Here is an 18,600-nt window from a genome sequence, read left to right as displayed (position 1 = left end):
AACCGGAAGGGGAGAACTATCGATGAAAGTACTATCCAAACTCACCATTTCCCTGGCTTTGGTCCTCTCTGCAGGCACAGCATTCGCCGCAGAACCTGAATCCTGCAAGACCGTTCGATTCGCCGATGTAGGCTGGACCGACATCACAGCCACCACGGCTGCAACGAGCGAAGTGTTGAAAGCGCTGGGTTATTCAACCGACACGAAGGTTCTCTCCGTGCCGGTGACCTATGCCTCACTCGGCAAGAAAGACATTGACGTGTTCCTGGGCAACTGGATGCCGACCATGTCTGCGGACATAAAGCCATATCTCGAGAACAAGACCGTCGAAGACCTCGGCCCCAATTTGACAGGTGCCAAATACACTCTCGCAGTGCCGCAATATCTCTATGACAAGGGTCTGAAGGATTTCAAAGACATCGCCAAGTTCAAGGATGATCTCGGCGGCAAGATTTACGGCATCGAGCCCGGCAATGACGGCAATCGCCTGATCCTCGACATGATCTCGAAGGACCAGTTCGGGCTGAAGGGTTTCCAGCTGGCCGAGTCTTCCGAACAGGGCATGCTGGCGCAGGTCGCGAAGCAAACGAAGAGCAAAAAGCCGATCGTCTTCCTCGGTTGGGAGCCGCACCCGATGAACACGAACTTCAAGCTCGCCTATCTTTCCGGCGGCGATGATGTCTTCGGCAAGGATTTTGGCGGCGCCATCATTCATACGAACGTTCGTGCCGGTTACACGACCGAATGCCCGAATATCGGTAAGCTCCTGACCAATCTCAAATTCAACCTGACAATGGAAAATGAGATCATGGGCAAGATTCTCGACGATGGCGAGGATGGCGCAAAGGCGGCGACCGAATGGCTGAAAGCCAATCCGGCGATTCTCGATACCTGGCTTACCGGTGTCACGACGTTCGACGGCAAAGAGGCCCTTCCGGCGGTCAAGTCGTCGCTGGGACTTTAACGCCTTGTCCCTGGTGAAATAACGGAACGTCCGGCCATCGGCCGGGCGGCTCTTTCCACTTATACGCTACAGAGGGATAGTTCGGCTTGGACTGGTTAACGCAAGACAAGATTCCCGTCGGCAGGACAGCGAAAGCGGTCGTCGATTGGCTCACCACCAATTTTGCCGGGTTTTTCGATGGCTTGGCGGCTGTCATGCAGGCCTTCATCGATGGCCTGATGTTCGTGCTGAAGTATCCGCATCCTCTGATCATGGTCGTGATCTTCGCCGCTATCGCTTACGCTTTGCGCCGGTCAATCGGCGTCACGCTTCTCACCGTTCTCGGCTTCCTGTTTATCCTCAACCAGGGATATTGGCAGGAGACGATGGAGACACTGACGCTGGTTCTCTCCTCATGCATCCTGTGCATGGGTATCGGCGTTCCGATCGGCATCATCGCCGCGCACCGGCCAAAGTTCTATGCTGCTATTCGCCCGGTCCTCGACCTCATGCAAACGTTGCCGACGTTCGTCTACCTGATTCCGGCCATCGTCTTCTTCGGCATCGGCATGGTTCCGGGCCTGATAGCAACGGCAATCTTCGTGCTTCCTGCTCCTATCCGCCTCACCCATCTCGGCGTTTCCTCGACACCCCAACACTTGATCGAAGCCGGTGAGGCCTTTGGCGCATCGTCCCGCCAGCTCTTGTGGAAGATCGAGCTGCCCTATGCCATGCCGCAAATCCTGGCTGGCCTCACCCAGACGATCATGCTGTCGCTCTCCATGGTGGTCATCGCGGCGTTGGTGGGTGCCGATGGCCTTGGCGTTCCAGTCGTGCGCGCGTTGAACTCCGTCAATACCGCCTTGGGCTTCGAGGCTGGTCTCGTCATTGTGGTCGTCGCCATTATACTCGACCGTATATTCCGTCCCGGCAAGGAGCCAGGTGAATGACCGCGATCACACTGGATAATGTCTGCATCATTTTCGGCAAGAAAACCGACGGTTCGCTTTTCCTCGCCGATCAGGGGAAAAGCCGCTCCGACATCCAGGCCGAAACCGGCCACGTGCTCGGCGTGCACAATTGCTCTATCAACATCGCCGAGGGTGAAATACTGGTCCTGATGGGTCTTTCCGGTTCCGGAAAATCCACGCTCTTGCGCGCAATCAATCGTCTCAATCCGATCTCGCGCGGCTCCGTCGTCGTTCACAATAATGGACGTTCGATCGATGTCGGCAAGGCTGACAAGGCGACCCTGCGCAACCTGCGCAAGCATCTCGTATCAATGGTCTTCCAGCAATTTGGACTGCTACCATGGCGCACCGTGGAAGAAAACGTCGGTTTCGGCCTTGAGCTCTCAGGCGTTCCAAAGGAAGAACGCGCAAAGGCAGTGCAGCAGCAGTTGGAACTGGTCAATCTCAAGGACTGGGCCAAGCGCAAGGTCGGCGAACTCTCCGGTGGTATGCAGCAGCGCGTCGGGCTTGCCCGCGCCTTTGCAACAGGCGCACCGATCCTGCTCATGGACGAGCCCTTTTCAGCACTCGACCCGCTTATCCGCACGCGTCTTCAGGACGAACTTCTCAGCCTGCAGGAGCGCCTGAAGAAGACCATTGTCTTCGTTAGTCACGATCTCGATGAGGCAATGAAAATCGGCAATCGCATAGCCATCATGGAAGGCGGACGAATCATCCAATGTGGTACGGCGCAGGAAATCCTGCTCAATCCTGCTGATGAATATGTTGCGGACTTCGTGGCCAACATGAACCCACTCGGGGTCCTGACTGCCGCCGACATCATGGTGCCGCTTGACCGCACGCGCCCTGCCGGCAGACCGTTTGCCGCCACGGCTCGCCCAGAGACACCCGTTCGGGAAATTATGCAAGCAATAGCGAAAAACAGCGGCGATGTCGGCGTGGTCGATAAGGGCACCATTCTCGGCATGATTTCTGCCGATGACATCGTCCGCGGGCTGTTAAAGCACCAGAAGCATTAGCTTGAGCTATTCTTCTTCCGCGTCCTCATCACCAGATTTCCCGGCTGGTTGCCAGGAATGCGGAGACACTTTTTTCTGGGTGTTGGAATCCGTGAATATCCACCAGCCAGCGTCGGTTTCGTCCCACTGACCGCCCGTGGCTTTCAGTCGGTCGAGAGAACGATATTGCCCGATGGATTCGTTTTCCTGTCCGTCTTCGTCGGTCCAGAAAATCTGAACTTTGCTGCCATCCTTCGGCGCTGTCGAGATTGGCTGCTTCTTGCTCATGCTATCCCCTGGAGTTTCGCTGTGAATTCAGGCTGCGGCCTTCTTTCTAGCAAGCCGTGCCTTGATACTCGCGACATCGGACTTCGGCGTCGCCGCAAACAGCGTCTTCGTATAGCTGTGCTGCGGATTAGAGAACACCTCTTCCCGCGTGCCGTACTCGACGACTTCGCCGTAATACATCACCATCACCTCATCGGCGATATAGCGCACCACCGATAGATCATGGCTGATGAAGACATAAGTCAGGTTGAACTCGTCTTGGAGATCGGCCAGCAAGTTAAGCACCTGCGCCTGGACCGAAAGATCGAGCGCCGACACCGGTTCATCCAACACCAGCAAACTCGGGCTCAGCATAAGCGCACGCGCAATAGCGATGCGCTGGCGCTGACCACCAGAGAACATATGCGGATAGCGATTATAATGCTCAGGGCCGAGCCCAACCTTCACCAGCATCTGCATGGCGAGATCACGTCGCTCGGCTGCCGTCCTTTTGGTGTTGAGCAGCAAAGGCTCGCCCAGAACTTCGCCGATCTTCTGGCGTGGATTGAGCGAACCGTAGGGATTCTGGAAGATGATCTGCACCTTGCGGCGCAGTTCGTGCGTTACGCGATCCCTGGCGATATTGATCGGCTTGCCGTCGATCAGCAATTCGCCGGATGTTTGCGGGTCGATCAGCGTGAGTATTCGCCCCAGTGTGGACTTACCGCAACCGCTCTCACCGACGATGGCCAGCGTCTTACCCTTTTCCAGGGTAAAACTGACGCCTTTGACCGCATGCACGGTCTTCGCTTTGCCGAACAGGCTGCCGCCGACATGGTAGTCTCGAACGATATTGCGCCCTTCAAGAACGACGTCGCTCATGGTGCCACTCCTGCATTGGCCGCTGCTTCACTCTTCATGAAATCCGCAACGGTCGTCAGGCGATCGCCTGTCGCGTTTTCCGGCAGCGCAGAAAGAAGCGCACGCGTATAGGGGCTCTTCGGCGACTCGAACAGCGAAAGCACGTCGGCCTCCTCCATCTTGCGGCCCTTGTACTGGACGATCACCCGATCGGCGGTTTCTGCGACCACGCCCATATCGTGGGTGATCATGATCAGACCCATGCCATACTTCGCCTGAAGGCTGACGAGAAGGTCGAGAATCTGCTTCTGGATTGTCACGTCCAACGCGGTTGTCGGCTCGTCAGCGATCAGCAATTTCGGGTTGCAGGCAATGGCGATGGCGATCATCACACGCTGGCATTGGCCGCCGGACATTTGATGCGGAAAGGAGTTCAATCGCTCTTCAGGCGCCGGAATACCCACCTGCTGGAAAAGCTCGATCGCCCGCTTGCGCCGTGTCGCCGCATCCATTTTCATATGGAAGCGCAACACCTCTTCGAGTTGGAAACCGACTGTAAAGCAGGGATTGAGGCTCGCCATCGGTTCCTGAAAGATCATGGCGACGTCGCGGCCGATGATTTCCCGCCGCCGTTTGCCGGTCATGGTCAACATATCATGGCCATCGAAGCTCATGCTGTCGGCAGTGACAGTTGCGGTTTTCGGCAACAGGCCCATCACCGCAAGCATGGCCACTGATTTACCCGAACCGGATTCTCCGACAATCGCCAAAACTTCGCGGGCATCCACCGAGAGATCGATCCCCTGTACCGCCATGAACTGGCCAGCATTTGTATCGAAGCCAACCGAGAGGTTCTTGATTTCAAGTAGCGCCATGACCTCAGCTCCTTTTCAACTTGGGATCGAGGGCGTCGCGCAGACCATCTCCAACGAGATTGATCGCAAGGACAGTGATCAGGATTGCAAGGCCGGGGAATGTGACAACCCACCAAGCACGCAGGATGAATTCGCGCGCCTCCGCAAGCATCGTACCCCATTCCGGCGTTGGCGGCTGCGCCCCCATACCGAGAAACCCGAGAGCTGCCGCTTCGAGAATAGCATTGGAAAACGACAATGTTCCCTGCACAATCAGCGGTGCGAGACAGTTCGGCAGGATCGTCTTGAACATCAGACGCAAATGGCCGGCTCCGGCAAGTTTCGACGCAATGACATATTCTCGATTCTTTTCGCTCATCACCGCCGCGCGGGTCAGGCGGGCGAAGTGTGGCTGCAGAACCAGGGCGATCGCGATCATGGCGTTGAACAGGCCAGGTCCAAGGATCGCCACCAGCACCAGCGCGAGCAACAGCGGCGGAAAGGCCAGGATAATGTCCATGATGCGCATGATCAGCGTATCGACCCAGCCGCGGAAGTAACCGGCAAGAACGCCGAGAATGACGCCGGTGATCATGGCGAAGGTCACAACGATCAAGCCAATAAACAGCGAATAACGCGCGCCATAGATCAGGCGGGAAAGTAGATCGCGGCCCACGGCATCGGTACCGAGCAGAAACTGCTCCTTACCGCCCACCTGCCAGGATGGCGGCGTAAGTAGCGCATCGCGATATTGCTGGTAGGGAGCATGCGGCGCGATGAGCGGACCGAATATGGCAATCAGCACCAGAAATACCAGGACTGCAAATCCAATTACGGCACCCTTGTTGACGCTGAAATAGAACCAGAATTCCGAAAACCGTGCCAGACGTCCAGAACTCTGGGTTGAGGCTAACGGTACGGGCGGGGAAACTTCGTTGGTCACGGGTTCCTCACTTTACGCGAATACGCGGGTTGATGACCGCATAGAGCAGATCAACAATCAGATTGACGACCATGACGATAAGCGCGACCAGCATGAGGCCACCCTGCACGACGACGTAATCGCGACGGGAAATGGCATCGATCATCCACTTGCCGATACCAGGCCAGGAAAAGATGGTCTCGGTCAGGATCGCGCCGGCCATGAGCAAACCCATCTGCAAACCGATCGTGGTTATGACGGGGATCATGGCATTGCGCAGTGCGTGCACGCCGATGACGCGCCTGGGTTCAAGGCCTTTGGCGCGGGCTGTGCGCACATAATCCTCACCCAGAACTTCCAGCATGGCTGAACGCGTCTGACGGGCGATAACCGCAAGCGGGATGGTCCCAAGCACGATTGTCGGCAGGATCAGGTGCGAGGCCGCAGAGCGGAATGCGCCTTTCTGTCCCGAGATCAGACTGTCGATCAGCATGAAGCCGGTGGTTGGCTTGAAGAAATAAATGAGGTCCATCCGACCCGAAACCGGTGTCCAATGAAGCATGCCTGCGAAGAGGATGATCAGGAGAATTCCCCACCAGAAAATCGGCATGGAATAACCCACCAACGCAATACCCATACTCAGCTGATCGAAGATCGATCCACGTTTGACGGCAGCGAAAATGCCGGCCGGAATACCGATGATGACGGCAAAGAGCATGGCGCAGATGCTTAGCTCCAGTGTCGCAGGGAAAAGCGCCAGGAAATCTGCGAGCACGGGCCGTTTGCTGGCGATCGACGTGCCGAAATCTCCATGAAAAATACCCCATAGGAACGAGAAATACTGTTCCCAAATCGGCCTGTTGAAACCGAACTGATCCATCAGCAATTGATGTCGTTCCGGGGTCATGCCCCGTTCACCGGCAAGAGCGATGACTGGGTCGCCGGGCAACAAACGAATGAAAATGAAGGCTACAAAACTGATACCGATAAATGTTGGGATCAGTAGCAGCACTCGGGACGCGACATAACGAAACATGGTGACCCAATAAAAATGCGGTACCGGCCGAAGCCGGTACCGCAAGGAGTAAATTACTCTGCGATGTCGACGCTGGCGAAATTATGAACCCCGAGTGGGCTGGGGACGTAACCAGACACATTCTTGGTCATTGCCGTCGTCACGAGCGAGTGAGCAAGCGTTGCCCACGGTGCTTCACGCTTGAACACAACCTGCGATTCTTCGTAGAGCTTGGTACGCTCTGCGGGATCGGAGACGACAGCCGCCTTGTTGATCAAATCCGTGAATTCCTGGTTGCACCATGCGGCGCGGTTGGACGTACCAACAGCCTGGCAAGAAAGCAGGGTTGCAAGGAAGTTGTCCGGGTCACCATTGTCACCGGTCCAGCCGATAATAACAGCGCCGTCATGCTTCGGATCGGAAGCCTGCTTCAGATATTCCTGCCAATCGAAGGTTACGATCTCGGCCTTGACACCAACCTTGGCAAAATCGGACTGGATCAGTTCTGCAGTGCGCCGGCCGTTTGGCATGTACGGACGTGCAACCGGCATTGCCCAGATCTTCATCGACAGATCCTTCACGCCAGCCTTTTCAAGGGCTGCCTTTGCCGCTTCAGGATTGTATTCGTCATCCTTGATCGACTTGTTGTAGGACCACATTGTCGGCGGGATTGGATTGATTGCCGGTGTACCCTGGCCGAGATAGACGGCATCGACGATAGCCTTCTTGTCGATAGCCTGGTTGAGCGCTTTACGCACTTCCGGCTTGTCGAACGGCGCCTGCGTCGTGTTATAGGCAAGCGTCGAGACGTTCAGGCCTTCTTCCTGAATAACATTCAGGTTGGTATCGGCCTTGAGGCCTTCCACATCCGCTGGGTCCGGGTAGATCGTCAGCTGGCATTCGCCAGCCTTGAGCTTCTGCACGCGGACAGCAGCATCAGGGGTCACGGCGAAGATCAAACTGTCGAGCTTAACTTTGCCTTTATAATAGTCCGGATTGGCTTCATAGCGGATGGCTGTATTGAGCTGATAGTCGACGAACTGGAAAGGACCCGTGCCAACCGGCTGTTCATTGAGCTTTCCAGGTGTGCCGTCAGCCAGGAGCTTGTCGGCATATTCCTTGGAGACGATGGACGAAAAGTCCATGGCAAGGTTTGCCAGCATTGGTGCGTTTGGCTTGGTCAACGTGATCTTGACAGTCAGATCATCAACTTTTTCCACCGATTTGATCAGCTTGGGGAAATCCATGCCTTCGAAATATTCATAGGAAGCGCCGTCGACATATTTCGCCCATGGGCTGCCTTCCTTCTGGCGTTCGAAAGAAAAGACCACGTCATCGGCGTTAAGCTCACGCGTTGGCGTGAAATAGCTTGTTGTCTGAAACTTGACGCCCGGATGCAGCTTGAACGTATATTCAAGGCCATCATCGGAAATTGTCCAGCTGTCAGCCAGGCCGGGTTCAACTTCTGATGTACCCGGCTTGAATTCGACCAGTTTGTTAAAGACAGCTTGTCCTGTCGCATCGAGTGTTTCACCACCCGTGTAAAGCGCCGGATCAAAACCGCCTGGAGCAGCTTCCGAGCAAAAAACTAACGTCTTGGCCGAGGCTCCACCTGCCATCAGCCCACCTGTCAGCATTGCGAGCGCGGTCGCCGCAAGGAGTTTCTTGTAGGTATTCATCTTTTCCACCTTCAGAGGTTTTTTGTGTTGCAGGCCCCCATGCCTGTAACGAAGATTGCATGGAAGCCTTTGCAATGTCGCAATGCAAGCAGATTTATTCGCAGTCAACCCACCGAAACGCCGATAATATTGGATTCTGGGGAATCTCTCCCTCAAGACCCCAAAAAAAGTGAAAATCCCTAAAAATCCGTCCACTGGCGTTTAGTATGACGCGTCGCAGCGGACCTTTTGCTTGCGCCGCAGAGGGAGGGTTTGGCCAAAAAAAAACCGCGAAATGGCTGGATAAGCACTTGAACCCATGCGAGAAGGCAAGAACGAGCATAGGAGACGATCATGGACACCCAAGGACATGTGGCGATTGTAACAGGCGGAGGTTCAGGTTTGGGCGCGGCAACGGCACGAGCACTTGCCGCGAAAGGTGCGAAAGTCGCACTTTTCGACATCAATCTTGATGCCGCGCAAAAAGTCGCGACAGAAATCGGTGGTCTTGCCGTGACCTGCAATGTATCGAGCGCCGAGGATGCCGAGAAGGCCGTTGGACTTGTCACTGATGAACTTGGAACGCCGCGTATTCTCGTCAACTGTGCCGGTATAGCCAATGCGGGGCGGATCGTCGGTCGCGATGGCCCACACGATCTCGAGCTTTATCGTCGCGTGATCGAAGTCAATCTCATTGGTTCATTCAACATGCTGCGGCTTGTCGGCGATGCCGCGTCGAAGCTCGAGCCATTAGAAACCGGCGAACGCGGCGTTATCATCTCCACCGCATCCGTCGCCGCTTTTGACGGCCAGATCGGTCAGGCCGCTTATGCTTCTTCCAAGGCAGGTATAGCCGGTCTGACCCTGCCCGCGGCGCGGGAACTTGCACGTTTCGGTATTCGCGTCATGGCCATTGCTCCGGGCATTTTTGGAACGCCCATGTTGCTCGCCATGCCGCAAGAGGTTCAGGATTCGCTTGCCGCCTCCATTCCTTTCCCTTCGAGACTTGGCAAGCCGGAGGAGTACGCGGCTCTGGCGCTGCATATCATCGAGAATCCGATGCTTAACGGCGAAACAATTCGTCTCGATGGTGCAATCCGGATGGCTCCAAAATGAGAGGCAAGTTGACGCATAAATCGAATGCGGGTTGCAACTTTTACGTACCGGCGATGTTCTGTTAACGTCGGTCATCTAAAGTCCTTTGGCAAGCTAGTCATAGGTCGCTGACACCGATTGAACCCGATCGTGAAAAAGGTTGCAGATGTCCGTTATCAATCGTCTGGTCGTATTATTACCAGGCTTTGAACATATGCCTGTAGAAGCTCATCATCGCCGCTTCACCCGCGAAGCGGCCAAGACAGCGCCGGTCTACGACATGTCCTTGACCGAGTGTGAACCGCTCCGTGTTTCCTCGACGGATGATGCGGTTGCAACCGGCGAGTTCAGTCTGCATGCTTCGGGCGATGGCTGGTCGGCTAAAACAGAGTTCCTCCTCTACGGTCTTGGCGACATCACCCTTTTCTACGCATCCAGAAATCCCCTCAGGCGGTTGCTGAGCGGAATTGTGGCCCTGCTTGATTTTATCGTCACTGGAACATTCTTCCGCTTTGTTGTGACGAGTTGGCGCTACGCCCTGTTTTTCATTTATCCGCTGTTGATCTGCTGTGCCATACTTGCCGCATCCTACGGCACCGGGCGTCTTGCCGCGTCATACAACCAAACCAGCGCGCCGATCGCGCCGGTGATAGCCTTGATGACCGCCATCCTGTTGTTCTGGCTCGCCGCCTCGAAATTCCATTTCCTGCTCCTCATGGATGACTGGACGTTCGCCCGGGATATGGCGCGGGGGAAACGAGCGGATGTGATGCGGAAAATGGATCGCGTCATCGCCGATGCGGCCGCCCGTATCAGCAATGCTCCGCCCGACACGGAAATTGTTGTCGCAGCCCATAGTCTGGGCGCCGTCTGCGCGGTTCCGATTCTCGATGCCGCTCTTCGCCGCGAGGGTTCGCGCCGTTACGGGCTCCTCACTGTCGGGTCCAGCCTGTTGAAGGTAGCATTGCACCCTGCTGCTCGCACGCTGCGGAAAAGTGTTGAGACCGTTGCAAATAGCAAAACAGTCTGGATCGACGCGCAATCGCTGACGGATCCAATGAATTTCTACCAATCGGATCCTGTGCGGGACCTGAAAATAAATGGTGGGAAATCACCCATCCTGGTGAGAGTGCGTTTCCGCAACCAACTTTGCGATGAGGCATATAAGTCCATTCGACGGGATTTCTTTCGCGTCCATCGCCAATTTGTTTTCGGCGTTGAAAAACGCACGCACTATTCATGGCATGCCATACTGTGTGGTCCGGAACAGTTCGCCGATGTCGCCGCGTTGGGTGGCCTTCGCTGCGATCGGACCGCAGCTTCTCCGCAACTCAATGTTGCTGGAACTGCGACCACATGATTTCTCTGGTTTCTGTCGGCAAGATCTTGTGGGTCCTTCATGTCGTTGGCTGGTATATGCTGCGCCGGCCATTCAATCGGCGCGCGCGCAAGATGAACCTCACCGTTGATCGGCGGAAGGGCGCCGATACGATTCGGCTTGCGGTTTCCCTCACCGGGCTCGGTATCATTCCTGCAATCTACGTTATGACTGGCCAGCCGCGCTTTGCATCCCACCCGGCAAGTCCCATACTTTTCGTGCTTGGTATTGTCTCCGGAATAGTCGCTCTGATCCTGTTCCGCCTCACTCACAAGGCGCTTGGAAAAATGTGGTCCGTATCACTGCAGTTGAAGCAGGACCACAAACTCATCACGACAGGTATCTACAAACGCCTCCGTCATCCGATGTACACGGCGTTCTGGCTCATGGCGCTGACCCAGGCCCTGCTACTGCCCAATTATGTTGCGGGACTGGCTGGCCTTCTTGGCTTCGGTTATCTGTTTTTCTCTCGAGTTGGCCCTGAAGAAGAGATGATGCAGGAGGCATTTGGAGAAGAATACAATCGTTACCGTGCGCGCACCTGGCGCATCCTGCCTTATGTTTACTGACCAGTTGAGAGAAGATTGACCGTGCCTCCAGCATCCCTCAAAGCAATCATGGCCAGCACAATCGCAATTGCCCTTGCTGCCTGTCAGTCGGTCCCCGCGTCCACAGATGCGATCGCAATAACTGCCTACGCTCCGGAAACGCCGCAGCTTGGTTGCGCAGCGCAGGGCAATCCCGATGGAGCCGCTGCAAAACTGACCGCCAATCGCACAAAACCCGGTGACCCGGCCTACATCGAATTCCGCCAGCGCTTCTCCCCCGGCATACCCAGCGGCCATACCTACGTGGTTTTTGGGCGATTGGACGCCAATGGCAATCCGGTGTCGCGCCTATATACCGGTCTCTTCCCGAAAGGCAGTGTTTTCGGCCTCTACGGCGGTGCGATAATTCCCATGCCCGCGGATCTGACGCCCAGCTATGCAGACTGCCATTTCACGCCAAACGCGGCGTATCGCGTATCGCTGACCGAAAGTCAGTACCAACAATTACTTGATAAAGTGCAGGCAAATCTTGCCAATCCGCCCATGTGGCGCATGTTCGGCTATAACTGCAACAACTACGCCGCGTCATTCGGTAGCGTTGCGGGACTGGTCGAGCCTGCCAATCCCGCACAACCGGCGTTCTCCTACATCTATGCCTATATCGATGCGAACGGCGACAAAGGGCGGAAAAGCATCGAGTTAGATCATTCATCGTAGCAAGAAATAAGTTTTCATAATTTGGTCCCAATCCGTTTGGTATCTATACGACGCTGGGACCAGGGGCGTCCGTTGCGTTCTTTTGCATCATGAAAGCCAGTTACGATGAGAATAATAAGCGCCATGCTCTTGCTGTCGGTCGCCTTGGCGAGTCCGGCACGCGCTATGGACAACGGCGCTGCTGAAGAACTGAAACGGCTTGATCCGCAAACACGGCTCGAACAGCGCTGCGATCTCGAAGCAATGGAGCGCATCCACAAGGATCCTGCCAAGCTGGTAGCCGACGAACTCGTCGCCTATGCTTTTGAAGAGCCGAAGATCAAAGGGGATAAAATCCGTTCAGCAGGCGCCGCATTCCGCAGCAAGGGCGAGTGGTATCATCTGTCCTACACCTGTGCGACCTCGCCCGATCACATGACGATACTGTCATTCCAATATGCCATTGGCCAAATCGTTCCCCACAGCGAATGGGCACATCACTATCTCGTGTCCGAATAGTACACTCGGACTTTTCAATAGTCAGTTGAGAGAATTGGGACGATCCTGCGCCAAAAGCATCTGGCCGATCGCGTCTACCTTCTTTGCAGTCGGCGCTTCATAGGCTAGTGCGCTTGCCTGCATAGTTCCCTGTGCCGTCGCAGCCGGCATCGTCACGGGTTGTGAAGCTGTATATTCCATGGCCTGCGCCGGAGGATCGACAGGCACCGCTACCTTGTCGCTGGCAAACGCCATCTGAGGCGGCAAGGGGAGGTCGGCCTGCGCAACGACGATCGGCAGTTGGCTGGTGTCCTTCATAACACGGCCGGACGTCGCTGTGGACGTCGTCGCAATGGCCGGCGCAGCGCTGGCCATCTGCACTTTGCCGCTGGCCATTCTCGTACTGGCAATATAGGCGTTGGCAATTGCACGGCTGGCTTCATTCGAAGCGATATCCGCTGAATGGTAGCGGTCACGCTTTTCGTAAAACGCATTGCCACCCGCTACAACAGTGTAGTGCATATTCTTGTAAGGGAACCGAAGACCCGCGGTATGGAAATACATCGCATTCTTCACTTTGGGGTTGCGCTCTCCCTTGAGCACGGCATCCGCTGCTGCCTGCACATCCGGCAGCGCAGTAGATTGCATCTCGCGTGACAGTACACCCGGCGCGAACTGGTTCTTCTGGCCAACCACGCCGCAGATGGAATTTCCCCACTTGCCTGAATCGAGACGATTCATCACCACAGTACCGACCGCGAGAAGGCCTTCCTTACTGGAGCGATTGGACTCGAAGAACATCGCCCGTTCAAGGCATTCCTTGTCCTTCGGCGTGTAGGCGTAAGAAGTGGAATGCGTCGTTAGACCGGCCGATAGCTTGCCTGAATTCTGGCTCGTCGTACAACCGCTTACAAGCCCGGCGGCTGCAACCATGCCCACGATAGAGCCGACTTTCCATCTACCGAAGCCGTTCACGAAGCATTTCTCATCGCTGTTAATCCTGCTGGTGAAGTTGCTGACAGATTGATGCGATTTAGGGCCAAACAATGGCAGAGACGATTATTGTGATATACGACATTACCATCCATTTGAAAATATGCAGTTATTTTATGCATTTCAACAGCAAAAAAATTTCAATAATGGCAAAATTAAGAACTTGTTTACCACATTTGCCCTAAACTTTGTGCAACTGACCAAGCTCAAAAGGCACGTTATGCGCAATTCTTCAGTCCGTTATGATACTCGCGAATCGCTCATGGCAGCGCTTGTCGAACTGATGGCGTTGCAAATTCCGGTTGAAGAGGTTGCCCCAGTTCTGTGCACGATCGGACCGGTCGACCTCGATCTGCTGGCCGATTGCATGAACGATGCCGGCCTCAACGACAATCGGACGATCGCAGCCTGATATTCCCAATTCATCCTCGGCCCCAGATCCGCACAGGACTTGTCCCGGTCGCCGTGACAAACTATCAATCACCACGATGACCGGGTTTGAGGGATGACACGTGGCCGAAAAGAAAGATGTCCTCCGCGAGATTGACGACGGTGCGATTCGCCTTGCCCGCACGTTGATGCGTACCGCACGTCATGGGGTGATTGCGACGCTCGATCCGCAATCCGGCGCTCCGATTGCCACCCGCGTTGGCGTCTCGACCGATCATGACGGCGCGCCCATCATTCTTGTTTCGGCCCTCGCCGCGCACACACCGGCACTGCTTGCCGATCCGCGTTGCTCGCTTCTGGTCGGCGAACCTGGCAAGGGCGATCCCCTCGCCCATCCTCGCATGACGATAACCGCCAAGGCGCGCGAAGTTGCCCGGGATACGCCGGAACATGCCCGCATTGAATGGCGCTACCTTTTGCACTTGCCCAAGGCCAAACTCTATGCCGGACTCGGCGATTTTCGTTTCTTCCGGCTCGAGCCTGAAAGCGCCAAGCTGAATGGCGGCTTTGGCCAAGCTTATCAATTGTCAGCAAATGAATGGCTGAGCCTCAGTCCCGTCAACGAGGAACTCGCGGCCGCGGAAAAGGGTGCCGTCGATCATATGAACGAAGATCATTCCGATTCGATCGCGCTTTACGCCCGCTATTATGCCAAGGCGCCGGGCCGCAAATGGCGCATGACAGGGATTGACGCAGACGGTTTCGATCTGGCCGATGGCGACGATGTGCTGCGTATCTTTTTCAATGAGCCGCTGAGCTCTGCCAGGGACATGCACATGACGCTCGTGCGCATGGCTGGCGAGGCCCGTACCGGGCTCGCGGCGCAGCTGTGAAAACTTCGGCTTCCGAAGAGCATAACTGGTTGCAACAGCGGGTAACCCAGGTCGCCGATCCCGAAGACGATCGGCTTGCTCCCTATCGGAATGTGCGTGAACGCGATCTCGTAGGACGCGAAGGCCGCTTCATCGCCGAGGGCAAGGTCGTTCTCAACGTCCTCTTGTCCAACCCGGCTTTCGCAGTGGAATCGCTGCTCGTACTGGAAAACCGGCTTGCGGGGCTCCGCCAACAGCTCAAGCTTTGCCCGCCCGATGTGCCGGTCTATTGCGTCTCGCGCGAGGTCATAGATGCAATTGCCGGCTTTCCCATGCACCGCGGTATCCTCGCCGTCGGCAGGCGCAATACGCCACGATCCATCGATGCATTGATCGATACAATGCCGGACAAGGCATTGGCGGTCGTTTTGTGCGGCATTTCAAACCATGACAATATGGGATCGATCTTCCGCAATGCTGCCGCCTTCGAGGCGGACTGCGTTCTGATGGACGAAACGAGTTGCGATCCGCTCTACCGCAAGGCCATCCGCGTATCGGTCGGCGCTGCGCTGAAAGTCCCCTTTGCCAGGGAAGGATCGATTGAAGCCATCGTGACCAGACTGCAAACTGCCGGGTTCGAGGTCTTTGCGCTCAGCCCCTCCGGCACAATAGATATCTACGACGCCAAGCCCTCGCGACGCGTGGCGCTGCTTCTCGGCACGGAAGGCGAAGGCTTGCCAAGGGCGCTTTTGCAGAAACTGAAAACAGTGAAAATTCCTATGTCCGGGAGTTTCGACAGCCTGAATGTTGCGACTGCGTCCGGCATCGCCCTATCGCGGTTCAGCCGCTTTTCCAGTCTTTGAAGCTTCCGCCTGCAAAGCCCGAATACGATCTGCCAGGCTCACGATGATTTCGCCGTTTTCATCGTGCACCGGAGACATTTCGTTCTCAGCTTTCGCCAAAAGTTCGTTGACCTTCGAGGTTGGGCCCTCAAGCCGTGCAACCATGGCAACGACCTGCGAGGCGAGCGTATTCATCTCTTCGCGCAAGAGCTCGGTTTCCTGCGCTTGAACCACTGCCTGCTTGCCGCGCGGCGTATCCAGCACAGACGATCCTTGCTTGCGCCCCTCAGCGAGCACCTTGCGCAAACGTTCATTGATCCGCTCGATTTCCTTCTCGCGTCTCGAAAGCTTGGCCTCGCTATCGGAAATTTGCCTGAGCAGGGCATTCGACCGTTTCTCAAGCTCGGCGCTTCGCTTGGTTTCCTGCGCCAGTGAATGCTGCAGTGCCTTGATATCTGCTTCGGCCCGTTGTCTCAGGTTGTCGCTGTCGCGCTTATCCTTCCGCGCCTCTTTCAGATCGTCCGTAAGATTATCGATCCGGGCTGATTGGGCTGCGACTTCGATTTGAAAACTGTCCGCGTTCATCGCTACGCTGGACATCCGCCGATGCAAGAGTTCAAGTTCAGCCGATTTTTGCTCGATCAGCCGCTCGTGCCCGACGATCAGGGCCGCGGCTTTCTCCAGTTCCTGTTCACGATCGGCAAATGACGATCGCAGTTCGACAATCGTCGTCTCGCGCGCCGCAAGATCAGTGTTAAGATTGCGTAGGAGACGCTCTTTCTCGCCGAGTTCAGCCAATTGCAGTGCCGATTTTTCGCGGGATTGTTCGAGCGTCAACTCAAGCTTGCGCTCGGCGATCGCATGTTCGGCACGCAAGCCGTCTCTCTGGGCTTGTATCTCATTGAGCGTAAGCGGTGTTTCCGCTTCGACTCGCTTGCGGGTGAGCAGCGTTGCCCGGCGCCAGATGGGCGGTGCGACCAAAAGCGCCAGCAAGACGGCGCACAGGAATCCGAGAGCAAAATATAGCGCAGACTGGATCACGATCAGGGTCCTGTTGGATATCTATCTTGGCACAAGGTGTACTACCAGTCAGGCCCTGAAACGCAAAGACGCGAACTGAGGAGTCCGCGTCCGGGTACGAATACCAGTTCAGTGTATCAAAACGGGTTCCACGTCGGCGATTGGGTGATTTTCAGATAACCGACATTGACACCGAGCCGTGCTCCCACGCCCGTTCTGATTGGAACGAGCAGGACCTGGTTGCGTTTGAGCACATTGAAACCGACGCCGGCGAAGAGATAGGCGGAGCCAGCAACACCGACGAAGCGGCCATAGAGATTCTGCACATCATCGAGATTGTAGACGAGCATCATGACGCGCGAGCCCTGCCCGCCGAAATCCCAGCCGATCGATGGTCCTTGCCAGAAGGTTTTGTGATCACCGGCATTCTTGGTGTAGAGCGAACCTTCACCATAGGTCAGGCCGCCGATGAGCGCGCCGGATCCTTCCTCGCCGAGAACATAGCCGTTGGGCAGGCCATAACTCTGGAAGACTTTTTCGACAGCCGTCGCCAGCCCGCCCGAAGTCGATCCGAAGAACCGTTGGCCGGAATTGACGATTTCTTCCATCGTATATGTGTCTTCTGCACGCGCCGTCTGCGCCTGGGCGACCACGAGTGACACAAGTGTCAGAAAGAGAAGAAAGCTGCGGTTCAAAGACAAGAGTAGAGACGCCATCATAATTCCTTTTGGCTGTTCGCTTCTTTGCCTGACGCCTGATGCAATGATGAGCAGGTCTTACGCCTGCTTTGAGAATCGAGTTCATTTTAAGGCGCTAAACCTTGTATAAAAGTTTATGAATCGATCTTGGCATTTCAATGACTTGCAAAGAATGGCAAAAACCTTGAAATTTCAACATCTACAGGCTTTAGCCACGACGTTCTTGCCGATCATGGTCGAGCTATGTATCCAAATAGGCCAGAAATCAGAGTGATTCGCCTGCTACTGATTCGCGGCGGCCTCTGAACCAACCAGCCAATCTTCAGGAGATTTCCCCATGACATTGCCCGTTATTCTCTCGGCAACGGACCTCGGAGCGCTCCTGAGCAGCCGCATCTGCCACGATATCATTTCGCCTGTTGGTGCCATTAATAATGGGCTGGAACTTCTCGAAGAAGGCGGCTCCGATGAGGATGCGATGAGCCTTATCAAATCCAGCGCACGCAGCGCCTCCGCCCGTCTGCAATTCGCGCGCATTGCTTTCGGCGCGGCCGGTTCCGCCGGTGTTCAGATCGATACGGGCGATGCGCAGAACGTCGCCAACGAATACATGAAAGGCGAAAAGGCGGAATTGAGCTGGGAAGGTACCCGGGTTCTTCTGCCGAAGAACAAGGTCAAGCTCCTGCTCAATCTCGTTTTGATCGCCAACGCCGCTTTGCCCCGCGGTGGCACATTGTCCGTCGCGCTGCAAACCCCGGAAACGCAGCCGCGTTTTGTTCTGACATCACGCGGCCCGATGCTGCGCGTACCTCCGAAATTCCTTGAACTGCATAGCGGCAAGGTTCCTGAAGAACCGATCGACGCCCATGGCGTTCAGCCCTACTACACACTGCTTCTGGCCCAGGAGGCCGGCATGACCATCTCGATCCATGCCAGCCCGGAAGAGATTGTCTTCACCGCGGCATAACGGATCGAGCAAGTTGTCCTAAAAATTTACCATCAACCTTGGGTGTTTATTCACCCAAGGACTGGTAGTCTCAGGCTCGGACAAACGCAATTTGCCTTTTGCGGGGAGAGTTCA

Annotated in this window: 21 protein-coding genes; 12 read left to right on the top strand and 9 right to left on the bottom strand. The window is 55.7% G+C overall.

Features of this window, described 5'->3' with window-relative positions:
- Positions 1–22 precede the first annotated feature (22 nt).
- The 3 genes from ACSQ3H_RS09240 (at position 23) to choV (ending at position 2,933) form a co-directional block, all read left to right on the top strand.
- Positions 23–964 carry a choline ABC transporter substrate-binding protein gene (locus ACSQ3H_RS09240; protein WP_436116780.1) on the top strand — a complete coding sequence of 314 codons (942 nt, stop codon included), beginning with the start codon at positions 23–25 and terminating at the stop codon, positions 962–964.
- Between the two features lie 86 nt (positions 965–1,050).
- A complete protein-coding gene (gene choW, locus ACSQ3H_RS09235) occupies positions 1,051–1,893 on the top strand; it encodes a choline ABC transporter permease subunit (RefSeq protein WP_436116779.1) in 843 nt (280 codons plus the stop codon).
- Positions 1,890–2,933 carry a choline ABC transporter ATP-binding protein gene (choV, locus tag ACSQ3H_RS09230; RefSeq protein ID WP_436116778.1) on the top strand — a complete coding sequence of 348 codons (1,044 nt, stop codon included), beginning with the start codon at positions 1,890–1,892 and terminating at the stop codon, positions 2,931–2,933. The genes choW and choV overlap by 4 nt, the downstream gene beginning before the upstream one ends.
- A 6-nt stretch (positions 2,934–2,939) precedes the next feature.
- Here the strand turns inward: choV and ACSQ3H_RS09225 are convergent, their stop codons facing one another.
- The 6 genes from ACSQ3H_RS09225 to ACSQ3H_RS09200 are packed head-to-tail and all read right to left on the bottom strand — an operon-like array spanning position 2,940 to position 8,510.
- The gene (locus ACSQ3H_RS09225; RefSeq protein ID WP_436116777.1) at positions 2,940–3,200 is read right to left on the bottom strand and encodes a hypothetical protein; all 261 of its coding nucleotides are present in this window, start codon (positions 3,198–3,200) and stop codon (positions 2,940–2,942) included.
- A gap of 27 nt (positions 3,201–3,227) precedes the next feature.
- Positions 3,228–4,061, bottom strand: coding sequence for an ABC transporter ATP-binding protein (locus tag ACSQ3H_RS09220; RefSeq protein WP_436116776.1), 834 nt, complete (start codon positions 4,059–4,061; stop codon positions 3,228–3,230).
- Positions 4,058–4,915: an ABC transporter ATP-binding protein gene (locus tag ACSQ3H_RS09215; RefSeq protein WP_436116775.1), complete on the bottom strand. Its 858-nt coding sequence runs from the start codon at positions 4,913–4,915 to the stop codon at positions 4,058–4,060. Before ACSQ3H_RS09215 ends, ACSQ3H_RS09220 begins: the two co-directional genes overlap by 4 nt.
- 4 nt (positions 4,916–4,919) lie before the next feature.
- Positions 4,920–5,837, bottom strand: coding sequence for an ABC transporter permease subunit (locus ACSQ3H_RS09210; protein ID WP_436116774.1), 918 nt, complete (start codon positions 5,835–5,837; stop codon positions 4,920–4,922).
- Between the two features lie 7 nt (positions 5,838–5,844).
- Positions 5,845–6,852 (bottom strand): ABC transporter permease subunit, encoded by a 1,008-nt coding sequence (locus ACSQ3H_RS09205; protein WP_436116773.1) that lies wholly within the window; start codon positions 6,850–6,852, stop codon positions 5,845–5,847.
- Between the two features lie 53 nt (positions 6,853–6,905).
- A complete protein-coding gene (locus tag ACSQ3H_RS09200) occupies positions 6,906–8,510 on the bottom strand; it encodes an ABC transporter substrate-binding protein (protein ID WP_436116772.1) in 1,605 nt (534 codons plus the stop codon).
- 333 nt (positions 8,511–8,843) lie between these two features.
- Here ACSQ3H_RS09200 and ACSQ3H_RS09195 point away from each other — a divergent pair, with 333 nt between their 5' ends.
- The 5 genes from ACSQ3H_RS09195 to ACSQ3H_RS09175 all read left to right on the top strand — a co-directional run bounded on the left by ACSQ3H_RS09195 (position 8,844) and on the right by ACSQ3H_RS09175 (position 12,725).
- Positions 8,844–9,605, top strand: a complete 762-nt coding sequence (locus ACSQ3H_RS09195) for an SDR family NAD(P)-dependent oxidoreductase (RefSeq protein ID WP_436116771.1) — start codon at positions 8,844–8,846, stop codon at positions 9,603–9,605.
- Between the two features lie 145 nt (positions 9,606–9,750).
- Entirely contained in the window at positions 9,751–10,944 is a 1,194-nt protein-coding gene (locus ACSQ3H_RS09190; RefSeq protein ID WP_436116770.1) for a hypothetical protein, read from the top strand.
- The gene (locus tag ACSQ3H_RS09185) at positions 10,944–11,531 is read left to right on the top strand and encodes a protein-S-isoprenylcysteine O-methyltransferase (protein ID WP_436119394.1); all 588 of its coding nucleotides are present in this window, start codon (positions 10,944–10,946) and stop codon (positions 11,529–11,531) included. The genes ACSQ3H_RS09190 and ACSQ3H_RS09185 overlap by 1 nt, the downstream gene beginning before the upstream one ends.
- Positions 11,532–11,552: 21 nt before the next feature.
- Positions 11,553–12,227, top strand: a complete 675-nt coding sequence (locus tag ACSQ3H_RS09180; RefSeq protein ID WP_436116769.1) for a hypothetical protein — start codon at positions 11,553–11,555, stop codon at positions 12,225–12,227.
- Positions 12,228–12,332: 105 nt separating this feature from the next.
- Positions 12,333–12,725: a DUF930 domain-containing protein gene (locus ACSQ3H_RS09175; protein WP_436116768.1), complete on the top strand. Its 393-nt coding sequence runs from the start codon at positions 12,333–12,335 to the stop codon at positions 12,723–12,725.
- A 21-nt stretch (positions 12,726–12,746) separates the two neighbouring features.
- Here ACSQ3H_RS09175 and ACSQ3H_RS09170 read toward each other — a convergent pair whose 3' ends face one another.
- Positions 12,747–13,679 carry a cell wall hydrolase gene (locus ACSQ3H_RS09170; RefSeq protein ID WP_436116767.1) on the bottom strand — a complete coding sequence of 311 codons (933 nt, stop codon included), beginning with the start codon at positions 13,677–13,679 and terminating at the stop codon, positions 12,747–12,749.
- Positions 13,680–13,917: 238 nt separating this feature from the next.
- On the opposite strand from ACSQ3H_RS09170, the gene ACSQ3H_RS09165 reads away from it, so the two are divergent.
- From ACSQ3H_RS09165 to ACSQ3H_RS09155, 3 genes are all read left to right on the top strand, one after another.
- A complete protein-coding gene (locus ACSQ3H_RS09165; protein ID WP_436116766.1) occupies positions 13,918–14,109 on the top strand; it encodes a hypothetical protein in 192 nt (63 codons plus the stop codon).
- A gap of 100 nt (positions 14,110–14,209) precedes the next feature.
- Complete coding sequence (locus ACSQ3H_RS09160) at positions 14,210–14,980, top strand: HugZ family protein (protein WP_436116765.1); 771 nt, start codon at positions 14,210–14,212, stop codon at positions 14,978–14,980.
- 29 nt (positions 14,981–15,009) lie between these two features.
- Entirely contained in the window at positions 15,010–15,822 is an 813-nt protein-coding gene (locus ACSQ3H_RS09155; RefSeq protein ID WP_436119393.1) for a TrmH family RNA methyltransferase, read from the top strand.
- On the opposite strand, the gene ACSQ3H_RS09150 is transcribed toward ACSQ3H_RS09155, so the two are convergent.
- Complete coding sequence (locus ACSQ3H_RS09150) at positions 15,790–16,842, bottom strand: hypothetical protein (RefSeq protein WP_436116764.1); 1,053 nt, start codon at positions 16,840–16,842, stop codon at positions 15,790–15,792. The genes ACSQ3H_RS09155 and ACSQ3H_RS09150 overlap by 33 nt on opposite strands.
- A gap of 116 nt (positions 16,843–16,958) precedes the next feature.
- Positions 16,959–17,537 carry a DUF1134 domain-containing protein gene (locus ACSQ3H_RS09145; protein WP_436119392.1) on the bottom strand — a complete coding sequence of 193 codons (579 nt, stop codon included), beginning with the start codon at positions 17,535–17,537 and terminating at the stop codon, positions 16,959–16,961.
- A gap of 319 nt (positions 17,538–17,856) precedes the next feature.
- On the opposite strand from ACSQ3H_RS09145, the gene chpT reads away from it, so the two are divergent.
- Entirely contained in the window at positions 17,857–18,486 is a 630-nt protein-coding gene (chpT, locus tag ACSQ3H_RS09140) for a histidine phosphotransferase ChpT (RefSeq protein ID WP_112530603.1), read from the top strand.
- Positions 18,487–18,600 lie beyond the last annotated feature (114 nt).

It is taken from the genome of Phyllobacterium sp. LjRoot231 (assembly GCF_964253365.1).
GTDB lineage: Bacteria > Pseudomonadota > Alphaproteobacteria > Rhizobiales > Rhizobiaceae > Phyllobacterium.
This window is presented reverse-complemented; position numbering and strand designations above follow the sequence as displayed.

Coding starts and splice junctions, on each gene's coding strand:
- ACSQ3H_RS09200 (WP_436116772.1), bottom strand. CDS start 8,510: ATGAATACCTACAAGAAACTCCTTGCGGCGACCGCGCTCGCAATGCTG.
- ACSQ3H_RS09175 (WP_436116768.1), top strand. CDS start 12,333: ATGAGAATAATAAGCGCCATGCTCTTGCTGTCGGTCGCCTTGGCGAGT.
- ACSQ3H_RS09215 (WP_436116775.1), bottom strand. CDS start 4,915: ATGGCGCTACTTGAAATCAAGAACCTCTCGGTTGGCTTCGATACAAAT.
- ACSQ3H_RS09165 (WP_436116766.1), top strand. CDS start 13,918: ATGCGCAATTCTTCAGTCCGTTATGATACTCGCGAATCGCTCATGGCA.
- ACSQ3H_RS09145 (WP_436119392.1), bottom strand. CDS start 17,537: ATGGCGTCTCTACTCTTGTCTTTGAACCGCAGCTTTCTTCTCTTTCTG.
- ACSQ3H_RS09220 (WP_436116776.1), bottom strand. CDS start 4,061: ATGAGCGACGTCGTTCTTGAAGGGCGCAATATCGTTCGAGACTACCAT.
- ACSQ3H_RS09205 (WP_436116773.1), bottom strand. CDS start 6,852: ATGTTTCGTTATGTCGCGTCCCGAGTGCTGCTACTGATCCCAACATTT.
- ACSQ3H_RS09225 (WP_436116777.1), bottom strand. CDS start 3,200: ATGAGCAAGAAGCAGCCAATCTCGACAGCGCCGAAGGATGGCAGCAAA.
- ACSQ3H_RS09195 (WP_436116771.1), top strand. CDS start 8,844: ATGGACACCCAAGGACATGTGGCGATTGTAACAGGCGGAGGTTCAGGT.
- ACSQ3H_RS09190 (WP_436116770.1), top strand. CDS start 9,751: ATGTCCGTTATCAATCGTCTGGTCGTATTATTACCAGGCTTTGAACAT.
- ACSQ3H_RS09240 (WP_436116780.1), top strand. CDS start 23: ATGAAAGTACTATCCAAACTCACCATTTCCCTGGCTTTGGTCCTCTCT.
- choV (WP_436116778.1), top strand. CDS start 1,890: ATGACCGCGATCACACTGGATAATGTCTGCATCATTTTCGGCAAGAAA.
- chpT (WP_112530603.1), top strand. CDS start 17,857: ATGACATTGCCCGTTATTCTCTCGGCAACGGACCTCGGAGCGCTCCTG.